The organism is Nostoc sp. TCL26-01 (assembly GCF_013393945.1).
Taxonomy (GTDB): Bacteria; Cyanobacteriota; Cyanobacteriia; order Cyanobacteriales; family Nostocaceae; genus Trichormus.
In genome coordinates, this window is sequence record NZ_CP040297.1 from 3,211,866 (window position 1) to 3,230,401 (window position 18,536).

Annotated in this window: 16 protein-coding genes and 2 pseudogenes; 12 read left to right on the forward strand and 6 right to left on the reverse strand. The window is 41.5% G+C overall.

The window, feature by feature from the left end:
* Window positions 1–53: 53 nt before the first annotated feature.
* A complete protein-coding gene (locus FD725_RS13870; RefSeq protein ID WP_179048663.1) occupies window positions 54–1,430 on the reverse strand; it encodes an AAA-like domain-containing protein in 1,377 nt (458 codons plus the stop codon).
* Window positions 1,431–1,751: 321 nt separating this feature from the next.
* Between FD725_RS13870 and FD725_RS13880 the strand changes: the two are divergent.
* Window positions 1,752–2,717 (forward strand): annotated as a pseudogene (locus FD725_RS13880) (AAA-like domain-containing protein).
* A gap of 85 nt (window positions 2,718–2,802) precedes the next feature.
* Window positions 2,803–3,594, forward strand: coding sequence for an IS5 family transposase (locus FD725_RS13885; protein ID WP_179048666.1), 792 nt, complete (start codon window positions 2,803–2,805; stop codon window positions 3,592–3,594).
* An 82-nt stretch (window positions 3,595–3,676) separates the two neighbouring features.
* Here FD725_RS13885 and FD725_RS13890 read toward each other — a convergent pair whose 3' ends face one another.
* The gene (locus FD725_RS13890) at window positions 3,677–4,066 is read right to left on the reverse strand and encodes a hypothetical protein (protein ID WP_179048667.1); all 390 of its coding nucleotides are present in this window, start codon (window positions 4,064–4,066) and stop codon (window positions 3,677–3,679) included.
* Between the two features lie 217 nt (window positions 4,067–4,283).
* On the opposite strand from FD725_RS13890, the gene FD725_RS13895 reads away from it, so the two are divergent.
* Together FD725_RS13895 and FD725_RS13900 are read left to right on the forward strand one after the other, a co-directional pair.
* A complete protein-coding gene (locus FD725_RS13895; RefSeq protein ID WP_179048668.1) occupies window positions 4,284–4,553 on the forward strand; it encodes a type II toxin-antitoxin system prevent-host-death family antitoxin in 270 nt (89 codons plus the stop codon).
* An 8-nt stretch (window positions 4,554–4,561) separates the two neighbouring features.
* Window positions 4,562–4,843: a type II toxin-antitoxin system RelE/ParE family toxin gene (locus FD725_RS13900; protein ID WP_179048669.1), complete on the forward strand. Its 282-nt coding sequence runs from the start codon at window positions 4,562–4,564 to the stop codon at window positions 4,841–4,843.
* A gap of 82 nt (window positions 4,844–4,925) precedes the next feature.
* Here FD725_RS13900 and FD725_RS13905 read toward each other — a convergent pair whose 3' ends face one another.
* Window positions 4,926–5,090: a hypothetical protein gene (locus tag FD725_RS13905; protein WP_179048670.1), complete on the reverse strand. Its 165-nt coding sequence runs from the start codon at window positions 5,088–5,090 to the stop codon at window positions 4,926–4,928.
* Window positions 5,091–5,165: 75 nt separating this feature from the next.
* Here FD725_RS13905 and FD725_RS13910 point away from each other — a divergent pair, with 75 nt between their 5' ends.
* From FD725_RS13910 to FD725_RS13925, 4 genes and pseudogenes are all read left to right on the forward strand, one after another.
* Window positions 5,166–5,675 (forward strand): DUF4365 domain-containing protein, encoded by a 510-nt coding sequence (locus FD725_RS13910; RefSeq protein ID WP_179048671.1) that lies wholly within the window; start codon window positions 5,166–5,168, stop codon window positions 5,673–5,675.
* A complete protein-coding gene (locus tag FD725_RS13915) occupies window positions 5,668–5,919 on the forward strand; it encodes a type II toxin-antitoxin system HicA family toxin (protein WP_015131012.1) in 252 nt (83 codons plus the stop codon). Before FD725_RS13910 ends, FD725_RS13915 begins: the two co-directional genes overlap by 8 nt.
* A 125-nt stretch (window positions 5,920–6,044) precedes the next feature.
* A pseudogene (locus FD725_RS13920) lies at window positions 6,045–6,269 on the forward strand (transposase); the annotation flags it as partial.
* 238 nt (window positions 6,270–6,507) lie between these two features.
* Window positions 6,508–6,891, forward strand: coding sequence for a hypothetical protein (locus FD725_RS13925; RefSeq protein ID WP_179048672.1), 384 nt, complete (start codon window positions 6,508–6,510; stop codon window positions 6,889–6,891).
* Between the two features lie 197 nt (window positions 6,892–7,088).
* On the opposite strand, the gene FD725_RS13930 is transcribed toward FD725_RS13925, so the two are convergent.
* Window positions 7,089–8,447, reverse strand: a complete 1,359-nt coding sequence (locus FD725_RS13930; protein WP_179048673.1) for a sensor histidine kinase — start codon at window positions 8,445–8,447, stop codon at window positions 7,089–7,091.
* Window positions 8,448–9,189: 742 nt separating this feature from the next.
* Between FD725_RS13930 and FD725_RS13935 the strand changes: the two genes are divergently transcribed.
* From FD725_RS13935 to FD725_RS13950, 4 genes are all read left to right on the forward strand, one after another.
* The gene (locus tag FD725_RS13935) at window positions 9,190–10,239 is read left to right on the forward strand and encodes a permease (RefSeq protein WP_179048674.1); all 1,050 of its coding nucleotides are present in this window, start codon (window positions 9,190–9,192) and stop codon (window positions 10,237–10,239) included.
* A 91-nt stretch (window positions 10,240–10,330) separates the two neighbouring features.
* Window positions 10,331–11,089 carry a TIGR03943 family protein gene (locus FD725_RS13940; protein ID WP_179048675.1) on the forward strand — a complete coding sequence of 253 codons (759 nt, stop codon included), beginning with the start codon at window positions 10,331–10,333 and terminating at the stop codon, window positions 11,087–11,089.
* 140 nt (window positions 11,090–11,229) lie between these two features.
* Complete coding sequence (locus tag FD725_RS13945; RefSeq protein ID WP_179048676.1) at window positions 11,230–12,720, forward strand: Ig-like domain-containing protein; 1,491 nt, start codon at window positions 11,230–11,232, stop codon at window positions 12,718–12,720.
* 714 nt (window positions 12,721–13,434) lie between these two features.
* The gene (locus FD725_RS13950; protein WP_179051538.1) at window positions 13,435–14,982 is read left to right on the forward strand and encodes a hypothetical protein; all 1,548 of its coding nucleotides are present in this window, start codon (window positions 13,435–13,437) and stop codon (window positions 14,980–14,982) included.
* A 20-nt stretch (window positions 14,983–15,002) separates the two neighbouring features.
* On the opposite strand, the gene FD725_RS13955 is transcribed toward FD725_RS13950, so the two are convergent.
* The gene (locus FD725_RS13955) at window positions 15,003–16,139 is read right to left on the reverse strand and encodes a phosphoribosylformylglycinamidine cyclo-ligase (protein WP_179048677.1); all 1,137 of its coding nucleotides are present in this window, start codon (window positions 16,137–16,139) and stop codon (window positions 15,003–15,005) included.
* Between the two features lie 170 nt (window positions 16,140–16,309).
* Window positions 16,310–18,481: an NAD(P)/FAD-dependent oxidoreductase gene (locus tag FD725_RS13960; RefSeq protein WP_179048678.1), complete on the reverse strand. Its 2,172-nt coding sequence runs from the start codon at window positions 18,479–18,481 to the stop codon at window positions 16,310–16,312.
* Window positions 18,482–18,536: the final 55 nt, after the last annotated feature.

The window sequence follows — 18,536 nt, forward strand, 5'->3', positions numbered from 1 at the left end:
TGAGTTATGCCCAAAGAAAATCGCGCAATTTAACGACTTTTATTTAGTATTTATTAACTTCCTAAAAAATTCTGAAAATACTGACGATATAACTCATTTCGTGGTTTCATTTCATCATTGAACAGATTTACTAAACCCAGGGCTTTTAATTTATACCTAACTGCATCGCTGAATTTTCCTGAACTGTTACCATTTACCACTTCTTTCATTGCTGCGCCTAATTCGCTTTGTTGTGTCAAAATTAACCCCAGATGGCGCAGGTGGTTACTGTAAATTCCGGTGGCGGTGGGTGCGGTTTCCAGCAGATGAGTTAAACTGACTTCCTGATAGGCTATTTTATACAAAGCTAGACGTACTAAGAAAGGATGTCCACCGATCATTGCTTGTAATTGCTGGACTTCTGTATCGCTCCATTGCAGTTGATGACGCTTTGCTAAATCTAGCACTTGTTCGGGGGTGAATTCTGGTAATTCCACTGGTAAACCCACATTAAACGGGGATTGGTTAATGTTCATGGGTATATAAGCTTCAGTGGAATGTACTATGACTAAGCGTAATTTTTGCCAAATTTCTTGCTGACTTGCTTCTTGATGCATAATCCGCAGCAGTCCGAAAAAGTCCTTATAAATTCCTGGATATTCAAATAATATCTCCACCTCTTCCAGTGCCAAAGTCAAGGGTTGGTTCAGTTGGGGAAGCAAAGATCGCTCAAAATAATCTTTTACCGCCACCTTACCACCAAAGCTTTGAGCAAATTGCCAATGTGCATCTAGTTTATTTAGCAGTTCTGTTCCTAAAGCTTGATTCTCTTTGGACAATTCTGAAATAATGCGATCGCAAACCCAGCGTAAAAATGTACTTAAGTTGCTGAAAAATTGCTTCTCCCCTAGCTCAAAGTTGATTACTACCGTTGCGTCGCCTTGATTTTTCGCTTGTTGAATAATCCGCGCTAGTAGGGAAGATTTACCCATTTTCTGGGGAGCTTTAATACAAATCAAGGAACCGGGTTTGCGAATTTCCTCAAAACAGTACTTTTCCATAGGGGGATGTTCGACATAAAAGCTGGAAGTCAGTGCTACGAGTCCCTCTGGATATTCTAGATAGTTGGTTGGTGCTGGAGTTGGTGAAGTTGTGACTTCCTCTAATTCTTCTAATTCCTCTGAATTGCCATTTTCGGTTTTATCTGATTTTTTACGAATGTAGGGAATACCAACACTTCGCCAATCTTCTATACCCAAAGCTGCACAAATCTTGATAAATTTTCCACGGTCAACTGGTTGCATATTGAGAAAATTGCTTACTGTACTTTGGACTTTTCCTACATGCTCGGCTAAATCTTGCTGACTACAGTATTGTCCATGCAAGCGGTCTATAACCTGTTGTTGACATTTCTTATCGCGTAATACTACTGAGCGTGTTGAGCGAAGCATGGCTAAATTATCGAAATGGCTACAAAATTTAGCTTAAAGGATAAGTGTTTATGTAGTAAAGTCGATAACAAATCGATAAAAAGTCAATCAGTACTTGATATTCTCTTGCCTTAAATCAGGTAGTGTAGCTATTTAATGTAACTTACTAGTAGTGGACTGACACGACTAAAATGATGCAAAAAAATTGTAGGTTGGGTTGAGGAACGAAACCCAACATTTATCCGGGCGTTGGGTTTCGCAAAGCCTCAACCCAACCTACACCTAATGCACTATTTTAGCCTTGCCACGCCACTACATATTTTTTATTTTTGTGGATAAATTATGACCGGAGATTATGAGTATAAAGTTGGTGGCAGTTTACCAGAAAATGCCCCCAGTTACGTATTTAGGAAAGCCGACACAGAATTTTATCAGTGGTTGAAAGCGGGGGAGTTTTGTTTTGTATTTAACTCCCGACAAATGGGTAAAACCAGCTTGCTTAACCAGACAATGAAACGTTTGCAAGATGAAGGATTCGCTTGTGCCAAGATTGATTTGAATGAAATAGGTAGCGATGAGAGCAACCCCCAACAATGATATGCGGGTATCGCTTATACGTTGGTGACGAAACTGAAAATTCTGGAAGCACCACAAGAATTATTGACTTGGTGGAATGAACGCATCAATTTATCTCCTGTGCAGCGATTTGGGTTGTTTCTAGAAGAGTTAATGCTCCCAAAAGTCAATAGTAATATCATTATTTTTATTGATGAAATCGATAGTATTCTTAGTTTAAAATTCCGATCTAATGATTTTTTTGCACTAATTAGAAGCTGCTATGAAAAGCGAACTTTAAATGCAGAATATAACCGATTGACTTTTGCTTTACTTGGTGTTGCTACTCCTAGCGATTTAATTAAAGATAAAAGACGAACACCTTTTAATATTGGTCGAGCAATTCAACTCAATGGTTTTAAAGAGGAGGAAATCAAACCCTTAGCCAAAGGATTGAGGGGGAAGGTAAGCAATATTCAAGAAGTGATGAAAGGGGTTTTAGGTTGGACAGGTGGACAACCATTTTTGACACAGAAAGTTTGTAAGTTACTCCTGCAAGAATTATCTACATATTCCAAACGTTATACCCCAGAACCTAACGCTTTAGATTGGATAGGGAAAGTAGTCAGACAAAAAATAATTAATAATTGGGAATCATTAGATGAACCACAACATTTAAAAACAATCCGGGAAAGGGTTGTCATTGATGATCAAATTGCTGGTAGTTTGTTGGGTTTGTATCAACAAATTTAAGAGGATGTTTTAAAAGTGGGGGACTATCGTAAAAAAGCTCACAAGGTTTAAGCTGAGATTACAGATAACAGCACCTTGTGAGTCAATGACTAAAGCATATCCTAGTAACTTAACTTGGGAACAGTGGGAACTGATTTCAGGCCTGTTTCCAGAAGCCAAGAAAGGCGGTCGTCCTCGGAATACAGTCATGTACGCAGTGGTAAATGCCATCTTGTATGTACTTTATGAGGGTTGTAGTTGGCGAGGGTTACCGGGGGATTTTCCTCCGTGGCAAACAGTTTACGGATATTTCCTCCGATGGCGTGTAGACGGTACTTGGCTAAAAGTACACGACAAACTTTACCAGTGGGCAAGGGTAGCAGCCGGACGGGAGCCAAGCCCATCGGAAGCTGCCGTAGATAGCCAATCAGTAGAAACAGCAACAATGATCTACCAAGAAGTTGGTTATGATGCCGCTAAAAAAATACATGGAAGGAAACGTCATCTCACAGTGGATTTACTAGGGCTGGTTTTACGAGTTTTGGTTACGTCTGCTTCTATTCCTGAGCGACAAGGGGCTAAAAAAGTCCTAGAACAAGTTCATGGTATGGGTGGCAAGGTAAAACGATTGCACACAATTTGGATGGACGGGGGCTATAGAGGCGAGGAGTTTGCACGTTGGGTCATAGATATGTTTCGATGGATTGTGGAAATTGTTCTCAGACCTTTAGAGCAAAAGGGCTTTGTCCATTTACCAAAAAGGTGGGTTGTAGAGCGAACATTTGGGTGGCTCAATTGGTGTCGGCGTTTGAGTAAGGATTATGAACACCTGCCGGAAACTTCTGAAACTTTCATCTATATTGCTATGATTCGCATCATGGTCAGGCGATTAGCATAATTTTTAACTTGCTCTGACTTTTAAAACATCCTCTAATGATGGGATGATACGTCTGTTTTTAACTTATAACCTAGAAGAAATGCTAGAACGAAGTTGTAATTGGTTGGATGATTACCTTGCCACTCGTCCTAATGTGCGAAAAGAAATTTGCCCTGACAATAAATAGCTGCGCTATGCATTTATTGAGATTGAGGAGATGGCGATCGCCTTTGTGATGTAGGGAGAGTGCGATCGCATTTATTGGGTTGAGGAGAAAGTGCGATCGCCTGAGTGGTGTTGGGGAAGTGCGATCGCATTTATTGTTGATGGGATGAAGTGCGATCGCATTTTGGTAGTTTTGAGAAGTGCGATCGCATTTGGGTTGATGGGAAAGAGGGCGATGTCTGACGACAAGCCTTACGGCTACGCATTTATTAGGCTTTGGGAATTGTGCGATCGCATTTATTGTTGAGGGGATGAAGTGCGATCGCATTTATTGTTGATGGGATGAAGTGCGATGTCTGACGACAAGCCTTACTGCTACGCATTTATTAGGTTTTGGGAATTGTGTGATCGCATTTATTATGGTTTGTGGAAGTGCGATGTTTGACGACAAGCCGCTGTGCGTTTACGCATTTATTGTTGATGGGATGAAGGGCAAATGATGTAGTTGCTATAATCTCTTCATAAGCATTTAGGAAAGCTTGAAAATGCGCCAATTTACCCTTGGAGACATCCAAAATCTCCACAGCGATGTTTTAGAACAAGCTGCGACGGAACCAGTCGTACTAACAAGCCAATCGCAAGTTAGTTACGTAATTATGTCAGTGGAAAATTACGAGCAATTAATGAATCAAATTGCTCAATTAGAAGATTTAATTTTAGGTCAACAAGCACAAATGGCTGTGGCTAATTCTAAAATGGTTGGTTCGGAGATTTTTACAGATGAACTAGAACGTCTAGCAGCGTTTGATGATTAATTTATGGTATGGCGAAATTAGACGGTTTAGAGACGGTTCTCGATTTCCTCAAAGGTTTACAACCTAAAATAGCTGCCCAAATAGCGAAAAAAGTAATGTCACTCAATGTTGACCCCTTACCCGCAGATTATAAAGAATTAACTGGTTATCCAGGATACTATCGGGTAGATTCTGGAGAATATCGTATTGTTTACCGCTTTGATATAGATGCAGATTTGGTCGAGGTGATTTTAGTCGGTAAACGTAACGACGATGAAGTGTATAAGCAACTCAAACGTTTGCTGGGCTAGAGATTTGCAGTGCGTGCGATCGCATTTGGGTTGATGGGAAAGAGGGCGATGTCTGACGACAAGCCTTACGGCTACGCATTTATTAGGTTTTGGGAATTGTGCGATCCCATTTATTGTTGAGGGGATGAAGTGCGTTAGCGCAGCTTAACGAAGTTATCGCGTCTGGTTTTAGAGATGTGCGATCGCCTTTGTGATGTTGGGAAAGTGCGATCGCATTTATTAGGGTTGATGAGAGTGCGATGTACAAAGCTTAATATGAATAAACGGCTACATAACCTACATAACTTTGATAATATTGATGATATTGAAAAAATCTCAGTAAATGCCCCGAAAAAAGCGACCAAGAGAGCATATAATAGCAGATTTAAGTGTAAATTATGTTGAACGATACGTCCTGCTATGTGGCTATTCTGTAGAGCGTATTGAGTACGATTATGGCTACGATCTAGTTATATTTACTTATAATGCTGAAGGTGAAATTGAAAATGGTCAGATATATGTACAGTTAAAGGCGACAGATTCATTATCTATACTTTCCGACCAAAAAACTATTACTTTTGTTCTCACACGCTCAGATTTAGAACTATGGTTGCTTGAACCAATGCCATGTATTTTAATTGTATATGATGCCAAAAATAGCCAAGCTTATTGGTTATACATACAAGCATATTTTGAAAGCCTTGAGGGATTGGATTTATCCAATGTTGGTGATAGTGTAACTGTGCGTTTATCTAAAGACAACGTATTAAATCGGCAGGCGATCGAAATATTTGCTAAATTTAAAAATGATGTTCTCAGCCAGTTACAAGGAGTAATTCGTCATCATGGTTAGAGAAATTAAATTCACAGAATTAGAGAAATTGCTCTTAGAGACAGGGTTTGTAACCATGCAGACCTTTGGCTCTCAAAAAATTTACCAGCATCCATCATCTGGGACATTAATAGTTTTGCCTGGTTACGAGCAACAAGCGTATGTAAGAACATTGCATTTAGTTGCAGTGCGACGAATACTGTCGGAAAATGGCTTGATGGATAGCGATCGCTTCAACAGTTTTTTGAACAAGGTAGCAAGCTAAATGCCGCATGCGATCACCTTTTGGTTGTCTTGGAGAAGTGCGTTAGCGCAGCTTAACGAAGTTATCGCGTTTGGTTTTGGGTATGTGCCATCGCTTGATCTGACTTGTGAGTTCGCGTCCATTAATTAATTAAAGCTGCTGGAGCTAAGTTGATTTATTTACCACCATATTCTCCTGATTTTTCACCAATTGAAAATTGTTGGTCAAAGGTTAAGAACATACTACGTTCTATCGGTGCTAGGAGTTATCCAGATTTAGCAAAGGCGATTGAAACTGCTTTTAACCAAGTCTCCTTAAATGATATTTATAATTGGTTTACTCATTGTTGCTACTGTACTTCACCAGACTGAAAAACGCCATATTTAATTTTTAACAGATTCAATGAAGAAGGCAGAGAAATTGTCAGAGTAATTCATGGAGTAAGGAACCTCCCTAATCTTTTTGAGTAAATAGTCATCACACTGACTTTCTTCTTGAACACAGTGCATAAAACTTATTCATCAAACCTAATAGTTTTTGGGAGAATAAGTATAGTCTTACTCTCCAACTTTAAAAACAATTAACTCTGCAATTTTCAGGAGTTGAAAGATGACAATATTTACCAATTTATTCAAGATTGCTGCTGTAGTTGCTATATTAACTCCAACCTTGCCCATTCATACTGCCTCTGCTCAACAGAGCTACCCATTAACTTATCGTGGTGGTGGCACATTAACCATACGCAATGATGGTAATAATGGCGTACAAATAGGTTTCCAAGCTGGGCCAGGTGCAGCACCTCAAGGTTTATCTCCTGGTCAGTGTACTTGGTCAGATCGAGCATTCCGTTCTGGTGAACCAACAACCATTTGTGATACTAGTGCAAATGCAGCTCAGTATGTAGGTCTGTTAGTTCGGTCAGATCAATATTCCATTGTTCAAGTCTACAATGATGGCCGTGGCTGTATGCGAGTCACACGAGTTGGGCCTTAACATTTTATATGTAGGGTGCATCAGTTAGTAAAGCAAAAAAATTGTAGCGACTGGCTCCTCCCAAAAAGGGGGACTTTGATTCATATTCACCCCTTTTTAAGGGCAGGCTCAAGGGGATCAATAAGTGCCTAAAATCACAGCCAACTACTTTTCAAATAACCTCTTACATCTATCGCCTATTGACTATTGCCTATTACCTAAATTAAAGGCAGTAAAATCTCAAATTTTGTGCCTATATTTTGATGGGAATAAAAATTTAACTTACCTCCATGTCTGGCAGTGATAATTTGGTAGCTGACTGCTAAACTTGTTTCTTTATTTGCTCTTGTTTCTACTGAAAAATTATCAAGAATTTGCTGTTTTAGCTCTTCAGACATTCCAGGGCCATTATCAGCAATACAGATAGAAACCCAGCGTGAGTCTGCTTCGTTCGGTTTGGTTGGTGCTTGGGAAAGAACTTCTGTAGTGATTTCGATTGTTGCTTGTTGATGATTTTTGTGGCAATTTGCTTGTAATTGCTGGCGTACTGCTTCATCTAATAAAGTATCGACAGCTTGACTTAAAATATTCATAAGAACTTGGTTTAACTGACCAATAAAGCAAGAAATTGGCGGTAGTTTGCCGTAGTTTTTGATGATTTCAATTTCTCCTTTTAAGCGACTTTTAATTAAAATGACAATGCTGTCTATACAGGCGTGTAAATCTACTGGTTTAGGGTAAATTGTATCGATATGACAAAAATTTTGCAGGCTAGTAACCAGTTTTTTTAATCTTTCGGCTCCAGAACGAGCGCTAGTTAAGGCTTTCGCTAAATCTTGTTCTAAATAATCAAATTCAATTTCTTCTTTGAGATAACTTATTTCTGCCGGACATTCGGGTAAAAATTTTTCATATGTAGCTATGAGTTTCAGTAAATCTTGGCTGTAGTTAGAAATATAAGTTAAATTACCCCAGACAAAACCGACAGGATCTAAAATTTCATGAGCTACCCCATCTACTAGCCTGCCCAGCCTAGCCATTTTATCATTTTGAATCATTTGTGCTTGACTACGTTCGTAGCGCACCTGGGTTTCTATACCGCGAATTTGCCAAGCAGCAATGTTCAATTCATTGATATCTAATAATCGGTACTCTTTTGCTGCTGTTTGAACTACTATGGGTTCAGCCAGAAACTCTGGCGATCGCCTCAAGCTATGTTGGATTGCTGTTAAAATAGAAGTCGTATCATTTAGCACTAATATTGCTATACGAGTATAACTGTAGAGAACATCCAAAGGTTCTTTAAAGAACAACTCTTGCCCGTAGGGACGAATCAAACACTCCACCAGTCGCCGTCGGGAAATCATGCCGATAAACTTGCCTTGTTCTACTAAAATGGCTCCTGGCAGCAAAGGATATTTATCAAAATACTTGGCTATTTCTGCACCAGTACAACCAACCTCCACTTGAAAGTTGTACATTGGTAACTCTTGGAGAGTAGACTCTAAACCCAGATCGCGATCGCTGCCAACAGATAAAACTGGGGGTGAGATTTGATAACAATATTCTTGTGACACGGTAGATTCTGATGTGTACGAAGACTGGCTAGTATGAAGCTAATATTCTAGCTCTTGGATTTAATACTTAAACAATATTTAGAAAATATATACCAAGCAATAATTTAGTATACATTGCCATCAGTTGAAATCTTATTACGTGAAAACACTGCATTAATACTCAGTCTCTTGTACATGGGGATCATGAATCAAGTGAGAGTTATCCCTGATGTGAAAAATTTATAAATAATTGAGGAAAATTCCTGGAAATTCATATACACCAACGCTTACCTAAAATAGGTTTAAGCAAAAATAGCTCATGAAAGATTATGGTAAGAATTCAGCACCCAGGAGTCAGAAGTCAGAATTAATCAGGGTTTAGAAATATTAGCTTACTCATCAAATATGAGAATTTGAACTATTCTGACTCCTGTATTCTGACGGATGTATCCTTACGCATTATGTATATCACGACTCATTCTGCTAAACTTGGAACCATTTATAAACTACAGCAATCTAAAAACTGTCTATCAATAGTAAATTTACTCAAATAAATAAGTTTTTCAGATGTGTCTCTAAAACCCTGGTTTTAGGGTGTAGGTATGTAAAGGAGTGGGGTAGGCAGAAATGAACTCATTTTCAAGAGAGTACAAGCTCATAGTTTTGATAATGTTGTGTAACCCTGCAATGCGTTTGATCCCCATTTCGATAGAATGACTAGGCATAACCTCAAAAATCTCAACCGCTTTTGACTGCGACACCCATGAATCAACTGAACAATGGTTTCACTATATTTCTGAGTCTGCTAGTCGAGGCGATGCCTTTCTTGCTGCTGGGGGTTTTATTCTCTAGCTTGCTACTGTTTTTTGTAGATGAGAGCAAATTAGTAGAAAAAATGCCCAAGAATCCCATATTGGGTGCTTTAGTCGGTAGTATGGTGGGCTTTTTGTTTCCAGTGTGTGAATGTGGGAATGTCCCAGTGGCAAGACGCTTGCTGATGCAAGGAGTACCCACACCTGTAGCAGTGGGTTTTTTATTAGCTGCACCGACTATTAACCCCATTGTCATTTGGGCAACTTGGACAGCATTTCGAGAACAGCCAGAAATCGTTGTTTTGCGTGTGGTATTTTCCTTATTGATTGCCACGATTATTGGTGTTGTGTTCAGTTTTCAAACAGATTTACAACCCATAGTCCAACCTGCACTTGCCCGATACTTAAAATTTAATCCCCCAAGCAAACCCGAACCTAAACGCCGGGGCAGATTCTCTCAACCCTCAAAGGATACAAGTACACCGAGTATGCTACGTCCAGGGACTTATATTTTAGGCGGTAAACCAGGTATGCCCATGCGCCTAGATGCCAACCTAGTCCCAGCAACTGAAAACACTCCCAGCAAACCCTTAAAAGATAGGCTACGCCTCTTATTAGACAACAGCATTATAGAATTACGCGAGTTAGGTGGTGTGATGGTAATTGGTAGTGCGATCGCTGCCACAATACAAGTATTAGCTCCCCGTGATTTAATCCTCAGTCTGGGTGCAGGGCCAATTAGCTCCATTCTTGTCATGCTAGTGCTAGCCGCAGTAGTATCAATTTGTTCCACTGTTGATTCATTTTTTGCCCTATCTTTTGCCTCAACTTTCAGTAGTGGTTCTCTACTAGCATTTCTGGTTTTTGGGCCGATGATTGATATTAAAGGTGTCGGTTTAATGTTATCCATCTTCAAGCCCAAAACTATTTTCTACCTATTTGCCCTAGCCGGACTACTGACATTTTTGTTAACTCTATTCATCAACTTGCACGTTCTTTGATAAATCAGTCCAGAGTCAAAAGTCAAAAGTCCACAGCAACTACTGATGACCATTGACCATTCATTGACCATTGACTAATGACTAATAACCAATGACTAAATCTCAAGTTCCCCATAAATTACTCTCTTGGCTCGATGTCTTAGCAATTACAGCTTGGGGTGTATTAATGCTGAGATATTGGGTGACTGGCAAGTTAAATTTGTTAATTCATCCTAATTATTTTTGGTTAGTAATATTAGCTGGTATTGCCTTAATCGTTTTTGGTCTATTGAGAGCAAAAGAACTGTGGCAACACCATCCCCGTGATTTAACAGCCAATCCTCAACACATCACCTTTTTTGCTCCTGGTTGGGGTAGTGGCTTGTTGTTAATTGCGGCAATTCTGGGATTTATCATCACACCACAAGTTTTTGCCAGCGATAAAGCCCTCCAAAGAGGTGTGACTGATTTATTAACCACCAGTCGTGTCAAACCCCAAGCCTTTCGCGCCTCCGTGCGTCCCGAAGAGCGATCGCTTGTAGACTGGGTACGTACACTTAATGTCTACCCTGAACCAGACGCATATACAGGGCAAAAAGTCAAGGTACAAGGATTTGTGATTCACCCACCGGATATTGGTCAAGAGTATATTTTTCTGGCAAGATTCGTTTTAACCTGCTGCGCAGCAGATGCTTACCCAGTAGGTTTACCAGTCAAGCTAGGCAAAAATCAAGAACGCTATTCCCCCGACACTTGGCTAGAAGTAACAGGCCAAATGACAACAGAAACCCTAAGTGGTAAACGTCAACTAACCATTGTCGCTGACTCACTCAAAAAAATTCCCCAACCAGCAAATCCATATAGTTATTAGTCAATGGTCAATAGTCAATAGTCAATAGTCATTGGTTAGAACTCCCTCACTCAGCACGGGCTGCATCGCCCCGCTTCCGCTAACAGCACGGGCTGAACGCCCCGCTTCCGCTAACAGCACTCCCTCACTCTCCACTCCTCATGACCAACAAAGCATTTCTCCAACCATTAGATCGTGTAGCGATCGCCTCAATGTTAATTTTGAGTTTGCTAATTGGCTTCTTGATTTTACAAGGGGATGTTGTGGCATCTCGTGTCAGAGATTTTAGTTGGCAAAATCAACAAATTGGGGCAGATGATAGCTCTTTCACCCTGACTTTTAGCCGTCCTATGGACACAAAAAGTGTGGAAGATAACTTGAAAATTGAACCACCCTTAGCTGGTAAAGTCAGTTGGGCGGGGCGAAGATTGGTTTATACCCTGATTACACCACCACCTTACGGGACAAACTATAAAGTACAGTTACAAGGAGCTAAAGATAAGTTTGCTGAACAAGAGCAATCAAATCGCGTCATTCAACCCTTTACTGGGCAATTTCGTACACGCGATCGCGTTATTCTCTACATAGGAGCCGAATCACAAGACCAGGGGCAACTTGTGCTTTATAACCTGACGCAAGAACAGAAACAAGTACTTACGCCCAAAGACTTGGTAGTGATGGACTTTAAACCATTTCCCAATGGTGAAAAAATCTTATTATCGGCACGTGCTGCTAATAACCAAGACTTGCTCTCAGCCCAAATTTACACAGTCACTACAGGAATCTTGGCCGAGTCTGGTACAGTAGCCGAACCAGCCGGGAAAATTGACCTGATTGTAGACAATAAAGACTACCAAAATCTCAAATTTGACCTATCTCCAGATGGAGAGACTATAGTTATTCAACGGGGAAATAGAAATAATCCCAGCGACTTCGGACTGTGGTTTATGTCAGCCACCACCAAACCAGGAGAAAAACCCATCCCACAACGCCTACAAAGCCAACCAGGAGGGGATTTTATGATTACCCCCGACAGTAAAGCTGTAGCCGTCGCCCAAGGGCAAGGAGCCGCCATTCTCCCCCTACAAAAAGATGCCAGTAAACCTCTAGATTTTCTGCCTCAATTTGGTCTAGTTCAGGCATTTTCCCAAGATGGCTCCCAAGCGGCAATGGTAAAATTTAATACAGATTACACAAGAGATTTGTTTTTAGTGACAAACCAAGGCACTCAAAAACCCCTGTTAAAAACCACAGGCTCAATTCTTAGCTGCCAATTCGATACAGCCTCACCCACCCTCTATTGCTTGCTGACACAGCTAGTATCAAAAGAACAATACATAGAACAGCCATACTTGGTAGCCATTGACGTAAAAACAGGACAACAAAGACCATTACTAGTGTTGCCCGTGGAACAAAGAAACGTCCAAATGAGCTTATCACCAGATGGTTTAGGCTTATTATTTGACCAAGTAGTTCCCCAAGTAAACCCCAACGTCAAAACAGCCAGCCCATTGAAGACAGATGATGGTGAAGCGATCGCTACCAGTAGTCTCTGGCTAATGCCACTTCTACCCATCTCCGACACAGCCCTTAGCACTATCAAACCAGAAAAACTACCCTTCGTCGGCTTTCACCCCCGTTGGTTACCGTGAGGGAGTGAGGGGTGCAGAGGTGCAGAGGTGCAGGGGTGCAGGGGAGAATAAGAATTGCTAATGATTATTGCCTATTGCCTATTGCCTATTGCCTATTGCCTATTGCCTATTGCCTATTGCCTATTGCCTATTGCTTATTGCCTATTGCCTATTGCCTGTTCCCTAATGACTAATGACTATTGACTATTGACTAATGACCATTGACCATTGACCATTGACCAATAATTTTTTAAATTTTTATTTTGCTTCCATAAGCTGAGTATTTGATAAATTATATACAGAGACGGTATTTCTCCAGCGTGCGAATTTCTACCAACGACCTGCTATAGCCAAAGGCATATAGATTAGCACATTTAAAGAGCGTGAATGTCAACAGCAGTAATGTTTTGACTTTTTGTCTCATACTGTGTGCCTACTGCCATAACTCATAACTGTTGACAAAGGCCAAGTAGGTTCTCACCCCTATTCAGTATCTGTACTGGTGATTGTATATTTGTAGCATTTCAACTGAAAATGCCCGTCATATCTAAGGTTGACGGAGTATAAGTCCATAATGTTATAACGACATCAGTTATGGATGCAAAACAGGGAACACTAATAAGTGACTAATTAACCATCCTAGAGAAAAGTTGAACTTGGCTCATAGCGTAACCCTTAAGCTTTTAATCAGCAATGCTCAAGGCGAGCATTTTTGCAGTGGGTGGTTCACGAGTGATGAATGAAGCTGACATCTCAAACAATAGGGCTGTGATGGAATCTCTTAATTCTTCTGCTAATTCACTACAACCAGAACAGGCAATGTGTCCTTTTTACTCAGTTGTGCCTTCTGAAAATAGTACCATTGCCAACTTGCCACTCCTCAAACCAGCAGAAGATGAACAGGACAAGATACCAGATCCCCATTCATCCACTGACACAACTCAGAAAGATTGGGTTGTTGAGCCTGAGAGTGAAAAGCAAAAACTTGTGGATGTGGAATTTCAAAAGTTGCTGGCATTAAATGAAGAATTGCGTAGTGCCAATAACGAACTGTATCAGCAGGTAGAGCATCTGCGAGATGACTTAACTGAATCAGAAAAAGCTTTGCAGTGGCAAAAAAGACGCTCTGGTGTCACAGAGTCGATGCTCAATCAACAATCCCAAGAACTAGCCGCCGCCCAAGAACAAATCCAATCACTATTTCAACAGTTAGAAACTGCTTCTCAAACTACTCAACGTCAAGAAATCCTCATAGAAAGTTATAAAGCACAATTACAAATTAGCCAACAGCGCCTAGCCCAATTAGAGAGGGAATGCGCCATATTACAAACTAACTATAGTGAACAATCACAACAAGTAATTCAATCAGAAAACGCTTGTCGAGAGCTACGTACTCGCTTAATGCGCCAGCAACGTCAAACTTTGCAATTTAAAGCTGCCCTAGAAAAATCTTTAGATACATCGATTCCTAACTACGACATTCCAGAAGCAAATCATAGCAGTTCTGGTAACACCAATAGCCACAAAACAAGATTTGCGAGAAAAGCCCGATCTTTATTTCCCAATGCCCAGCCCATTCAACCTTGGTCAGCAGAACCAGAAACCCCAAAAGAAAATTCTGAGCCATCTTGGGAAGAACCTTCAACACCAAAGCCATTTACTAGCGATTATTCAACGCCAAATCCACCTTCTGTGTGGAACTGGCCAGTGAAAAATGAGGTTCAGGAAGATATACGGACAATCTCCCAGCCCACAGAACCAGAACCTACAGAAGATGAACCGCCTACTACTCCTCAAGCAGCACCATCGGTGGGTTCAGCAGAATTAGATCAGCAAATAGATAGTCTAATTCAAATGTTTTTTGCCTCCCAACCAAGTAGTGTGTCACCAACACCATCTACACCTGAAGTAGTTGTAGAAAGTCAGTCAGTGGATACAACTGTCTGGGAAACCTTGGTTACAAATGTAGAAGAAGCGGAAATACCAGAAGAACCATTAGCACCAACGGTAGAAGTAAATCCTTTTCCGACTGACTCCTTATTGTCTTTCACTTTATCCCCAACTGAAAAAACTTCTACAGTATCGGAGGAGCATAATTTAGCAGAGTCACCAATAAATGAGGAAGAGTTTCCGATGAATGACTTAGCGCCAGATTCATTTGATGACATTGCTAATGATACTCAATCACCTTCACCCGTAGTTTATCCCCAGCGACCACGGAAAGGGCTTAAGTCCCTAGCGTCGGTAGAATTGCCAAATTTTCACAAGCCTAATGGTCAATAGCAATGTATGCACAAAATAGGCTATGCGCCTCTAGCAATGCCGAAAGACTCTCCCTCTAATGTAATACCAAATGGTGTGATGACGACTTCACGGGTGGGGGATGCTTCTACTCTACCAGCGATCGCTGCCTTTAATCCCTGAACTTGTGCTAGTTGGACAATTTTCTCGGCTTCTAGCTTTGTTTCTGTATAAAATGCAAATCCTGCTCCATAATTAAACACGGAAAGCATCATTTCTTTTCCTCCTGCCAGTTGGCTTTCAACAAATTGAAAGATTTCGGGAACTGGTAACAAATTATCAATAACATACCGTAGTGGTTTGGCAGAGCGCATCAGTTTTTGCCATCCATGACCGGTGATATTCTCCATTGCTGTCGGACGGATACCTTCACGCAACACGGCTTGCACAAGTGGTGTGTAAAGGTGAGAAGCGGCGTTCATGGCTTCCCATAACTGTTTTCCACTCGGTAGTTTTGTTCTATAGCCATCTGGTAGTGACTCAGCCAGCTTTCGTACGGGGGTAAAGCCGTTCTCATGTAGTCCTGTACTCTCTACTAAAACAATGGTGTTACCAGGAGAGAGTCTAGAACCATCTATGGGAGCGACACCAGGGGGCATAATCCCAAATACAGAACCAGCAATATCAAGTCTATCTTCAATAATTTTGGTTTTAAGTTGGGGTGTTTCTCCAGAAATATATACACATCCAACTCGTCTACACCCTTCCACAACTCCATCCAAAAATCCATCTAAGAAAGCAGAGGTAAATACGGTTTCAGGCGTGCTGGAAGGTAAATATAGTCCCAACAGTACTGTTTGCATTCCTGACGATGCTGCATCATTGGTCAAACAAGAGATGATTTTAATCCCAATGTTCCACCAGAATTGCCGCAGTTCTGCTTCTGAGAGGTCATCAGGACGAGCATCATCAGCAGTACCCAGACCTTCGGGGACAAGGGTCACAAACAGTTCTTGAGCGCTTACATCCAAAAACGAAGCCAGATTGAGACTAAAAGCGTTAGCACTTCCCCCCAGCCCCCCACTAGGTACGCCACCATAAGCTGAAGCAAATTGTAGTGTCCGTTTCGCAGCCTCGATAAAGCGTCGCTTTGCTGCATCTAATGTGTTGTAATCGACTTGATCGAGAGCTTGAGTCATTGGGTGGTTCCTTATTAGTGGTGAGTGCTGAGTGGTGAGTGCTGAGTGCTGAGTGAGGGAGTGATGAGTAGTGAGTGCTGAGTGAGGGAGTGATGAGTAGTCATTAATTATTTTCCCCTGCTCCTCTGCTCCTCTGCTCCCCTGCCCCCCTGCCCCTCTAGCCTCTATTTTTAATTTTGAATTTTGTAGGCGTGAGCTTTCCCGGTGGGTATTTTGAATTTTGAATTGTTATGTTGTGGTCTGCCTGTGGTGATAGCGTAATTAATAGCTAACAATCGTAACCATAAGCCTGGATTGTGGGTTTCTAGCCACGGTTTAACCTGGACTAAAAAGTTGGGAAACCAGGCACTCAGTAAGGCATTAACTAGAGCATCACGACCAAAGTTAGCGTAATTTCCTAACCATCTGAGCAAATCTTTGGCTCCAGCCAGTTCCCAAATCCACCATAATAAAGCCGGATTTTTGCGTGCGGCTTTCAGGGCTAGGCGGTTGAAGGTGAGCCAGTCACACCTATCTTTGATGAAATTATCTGCTACTTCTGGCGGTTCATCTGTGAGTAGCCCAAAGAAGGTATTGAGCATGGAGTTGATGCGCTGAGGTGGGATGAATTTCCCTGTGGGAACCATCATGCCTTTGGAAAATAGCCAAGTCACAGAAACATTGCTCTGATAGGCGCGAATCAGATTCAAGTGACGGAATTTTAATAAATCATGCTTAAGGGCTACATTTAATAGGGTGGTGAGGCGTTCTAAGTTGCGGACTAGGGAACCAAAACCAGTAAATACTAGGGGTGATTGGAGGGAAGCTGCATCACCGATCGCAATCAATCTATCAAAGGCGATGGTGCGATCGCTACTGCCAATACTAAAATGTCCAGGTATGTAACCAAATGTGGGTTTTTTCCACACCAGCTTTTCCATATCGCAACGCCGATACTCTGGCAAAATTGTAAAAAAGTCTTCGTACATTTCCAGCAAAGAACCAGGATTTTCTGGGTTGACTTCGTGGTAGTGAAACAAGTAAATCGTCAATTCTTCACCAATTCCGGGAAATAGTTCCCAAATCAACTGTCTCCCACGAGAAATATCACCGTGGCTATACAGTACATCTCCATACTGGGAATCCCATACTTCTGGTGCAAATCCCTTGTCTATGACTGCACCCACTGTTGGACAAACACTATCAAAAGCACGACCACCGTTTAATTGCCAAGCAATTGGGGAAGCCGTTCCCATCGCATCTACCAATAGTCGCCCACTCACTTGTTTCTCTACTTGTGTGGGTAAATGCTTGACTGTAACTACAACGTGTGTATCATCAATATCTGCCCGGATAAATTCTGTCTCGTCCCAGATTTCTCCACCGGTGGCTTTGAGCTTCTGCCCACACAGCTTGAGCCATTTTTCCGAATCTAAGGCTATATTTAACACCGTTGGCGTGTGTAAAACAGGCGATCGCAATTTCGCTGGGTTATTCCCGTCAAAAAACTTATTAAATCCGTCCTTATACTCACGAGCAATCACTGTTTCCAGTTCGGCTGTCGTCACCAAACCCAGATTCACCAAACTTTGCAGTTCATCACGAGAAATATTCCACTCCCGATTCATCCGCCCAAACGGCAGACGTTCCACCAGCAACACCTTATACCCCAACTTCGCCATCACCGCCGCATGAATTGCCCCTAATGCACCGCCGATGTAGATCAGGTCATATTGGGGATTGGTAATTGGCGATTGGGAATTAGAGTTAATTCTCTCCTCTGTGCCTGTGCGCCTGTGCGCCTCCGCTTTTTCCCGATTCCCAGTCCCCAGTCCCCAGTCCCTATTCCGCGAAAACACAACCTGACGAGGCTGCTGTGGATGCCGCACTCCTTCACGCCATCTTTGTTCCCACCAATAAGCACGTTGGAGGTCGTATTCCCCGTTGGGCATTTTTTGGAAATATTTGACGGTAAGAGGGTAGTAGGGAGCTAGGGCTGAAAAAATTGATTCTTGGGATAAATCAATTTTGGGTGGTTCTGGGTAGTTGTGCGGAAAGCGCTTTCTGAGTTCCGTGGTGAGGCGTTGTAGAATTTCCTTCTCACCTGCTAATGGCTGTTCTGCCCACCGAAAAACCTTGAGGTAAGTAGTTCTCTGGACAGACCAGACAAATACAGAAATTTCTTTCGGTAATTTTTCGGAAATATTTGTACCACTTGTTGTATATTTACTAGATAATTTCAGACGCAAGCCGTCTGGAGTCAGTATTTTCTCCCAATTTTTTGGGTCAAAATCTGCTTGTAGCCAACTGCGTACAGTAGCCGTATCAGGAATCGGAATTTCAAGATAAAGAATTTCTTTCATGTGTTTCTGACATTTTTGCTAATCTACTCATTCAGACAGATATGCGAACGGCATA

What these genes read in the sequence shown, in the direction of transcription:
- FD725_RS13870 (WP_179048663.1), bottom strand. Translation starts at nt 1,430, where the DNA reads ATGCTTCGCTCAACACGCTCAGTAGTATTACGCGATAAGAAATGTCAA.
- FD725_RS13885 (WP_179048666.1), top strand. Translation starts at nt 2,803, where the DNA reads ATGACTAAAGCATATCCTAGTAACTTAACTTGGGAACAGTGGGAACTG.
- FD725_RS13890 (WP_179048667.1), bottom strand. Translation starts at nt 4,066, where the DNA reads ATGCGATCGCACTTCATCCCCTCAACAATAAATGCGATCGCACAATTC.
- FD725_RS13895 (WP_179048668.1), top strand. Translation starts at nt 4,284, where the DNA reads ATGCGCCAATTTACCCTTGGAGACATCCAAAATCTCCACAGCGATGTT.
- FD725_RS13900 (WP_179048669.1), top strand. Translation starts at nt 4,562, where the DNA reads ATGGCGAAATTAGACGGTTTAGAGACGGTTCTCGATTTCCTCAAAGGT.
- FD725_RS13910 (WP_179048671.1), top strand. Translation starts at nt 5,166, where the DNA reads ATGCCCCGAAAAAAGCGACCAAGAGAGCATATAATAGCAGATTTAAGT.
- FD725_RS13915 (WP_015131012.1), top strand. Translation starts at nt 5,668, where the DNA reads ATGGTTAGAGAAATTAAATTCACAGAATTAGAGAAATTGCTCTTAGAG.
- FD725_RS13925 (WP_179048672.1), top strand. Translation starts at nt 6,508, where the DNA reads ATGACAATATTTACCAATTTATTCAAGATTGCTGCTGTAGTTGCTATA.
- FD725_RS13935 (WP_179048674.1), top strand. Translation starts at nt 9,190, where the DNA reads ATGAATCAACTGAACAATGGTTTCACTATATTTCTGAGTCTGCTAGTC.
- FD725_RS13940 (WP_179048675.1), top strand. Translation starts at nt 10,331, where the DNA reads ATGACTAAATCTCAAGTTCCCCATAAATTACTCTCTTGGCTCGATGTC.
- FD725_RS13945 (WP_179048676.1), top strand. Translation starts at nt 11,230, where the DNA reads ATGACCAACAAAGCATTTCTCCAACCATTAGATCGTGTAGCGATCGCC.
- FD725_RS13950 (WP_179051538.1), top strand. Translation starts at nt 13,435, where the DNA reads ATGAATGAAGCTGACATCTCAAACAATAGGGCTGTGATGGAATCTCTT.
- FD725_RS13955 (WP_179048677.1), bottom strand. Translation starts at nt 16,139, where the DNA reads ATGACTCAAGCTCTCGATCAAGTCGATTACAACACATTAGATGCAGCA.
- FD725_RS13960 (WP_179048678.1), bottom strand. Translation starts at nt 18,481, where the DNA reads ATGAAAGAAATTCTTTATCTTGAAATTCCGATTCCTGATACGGCTACT.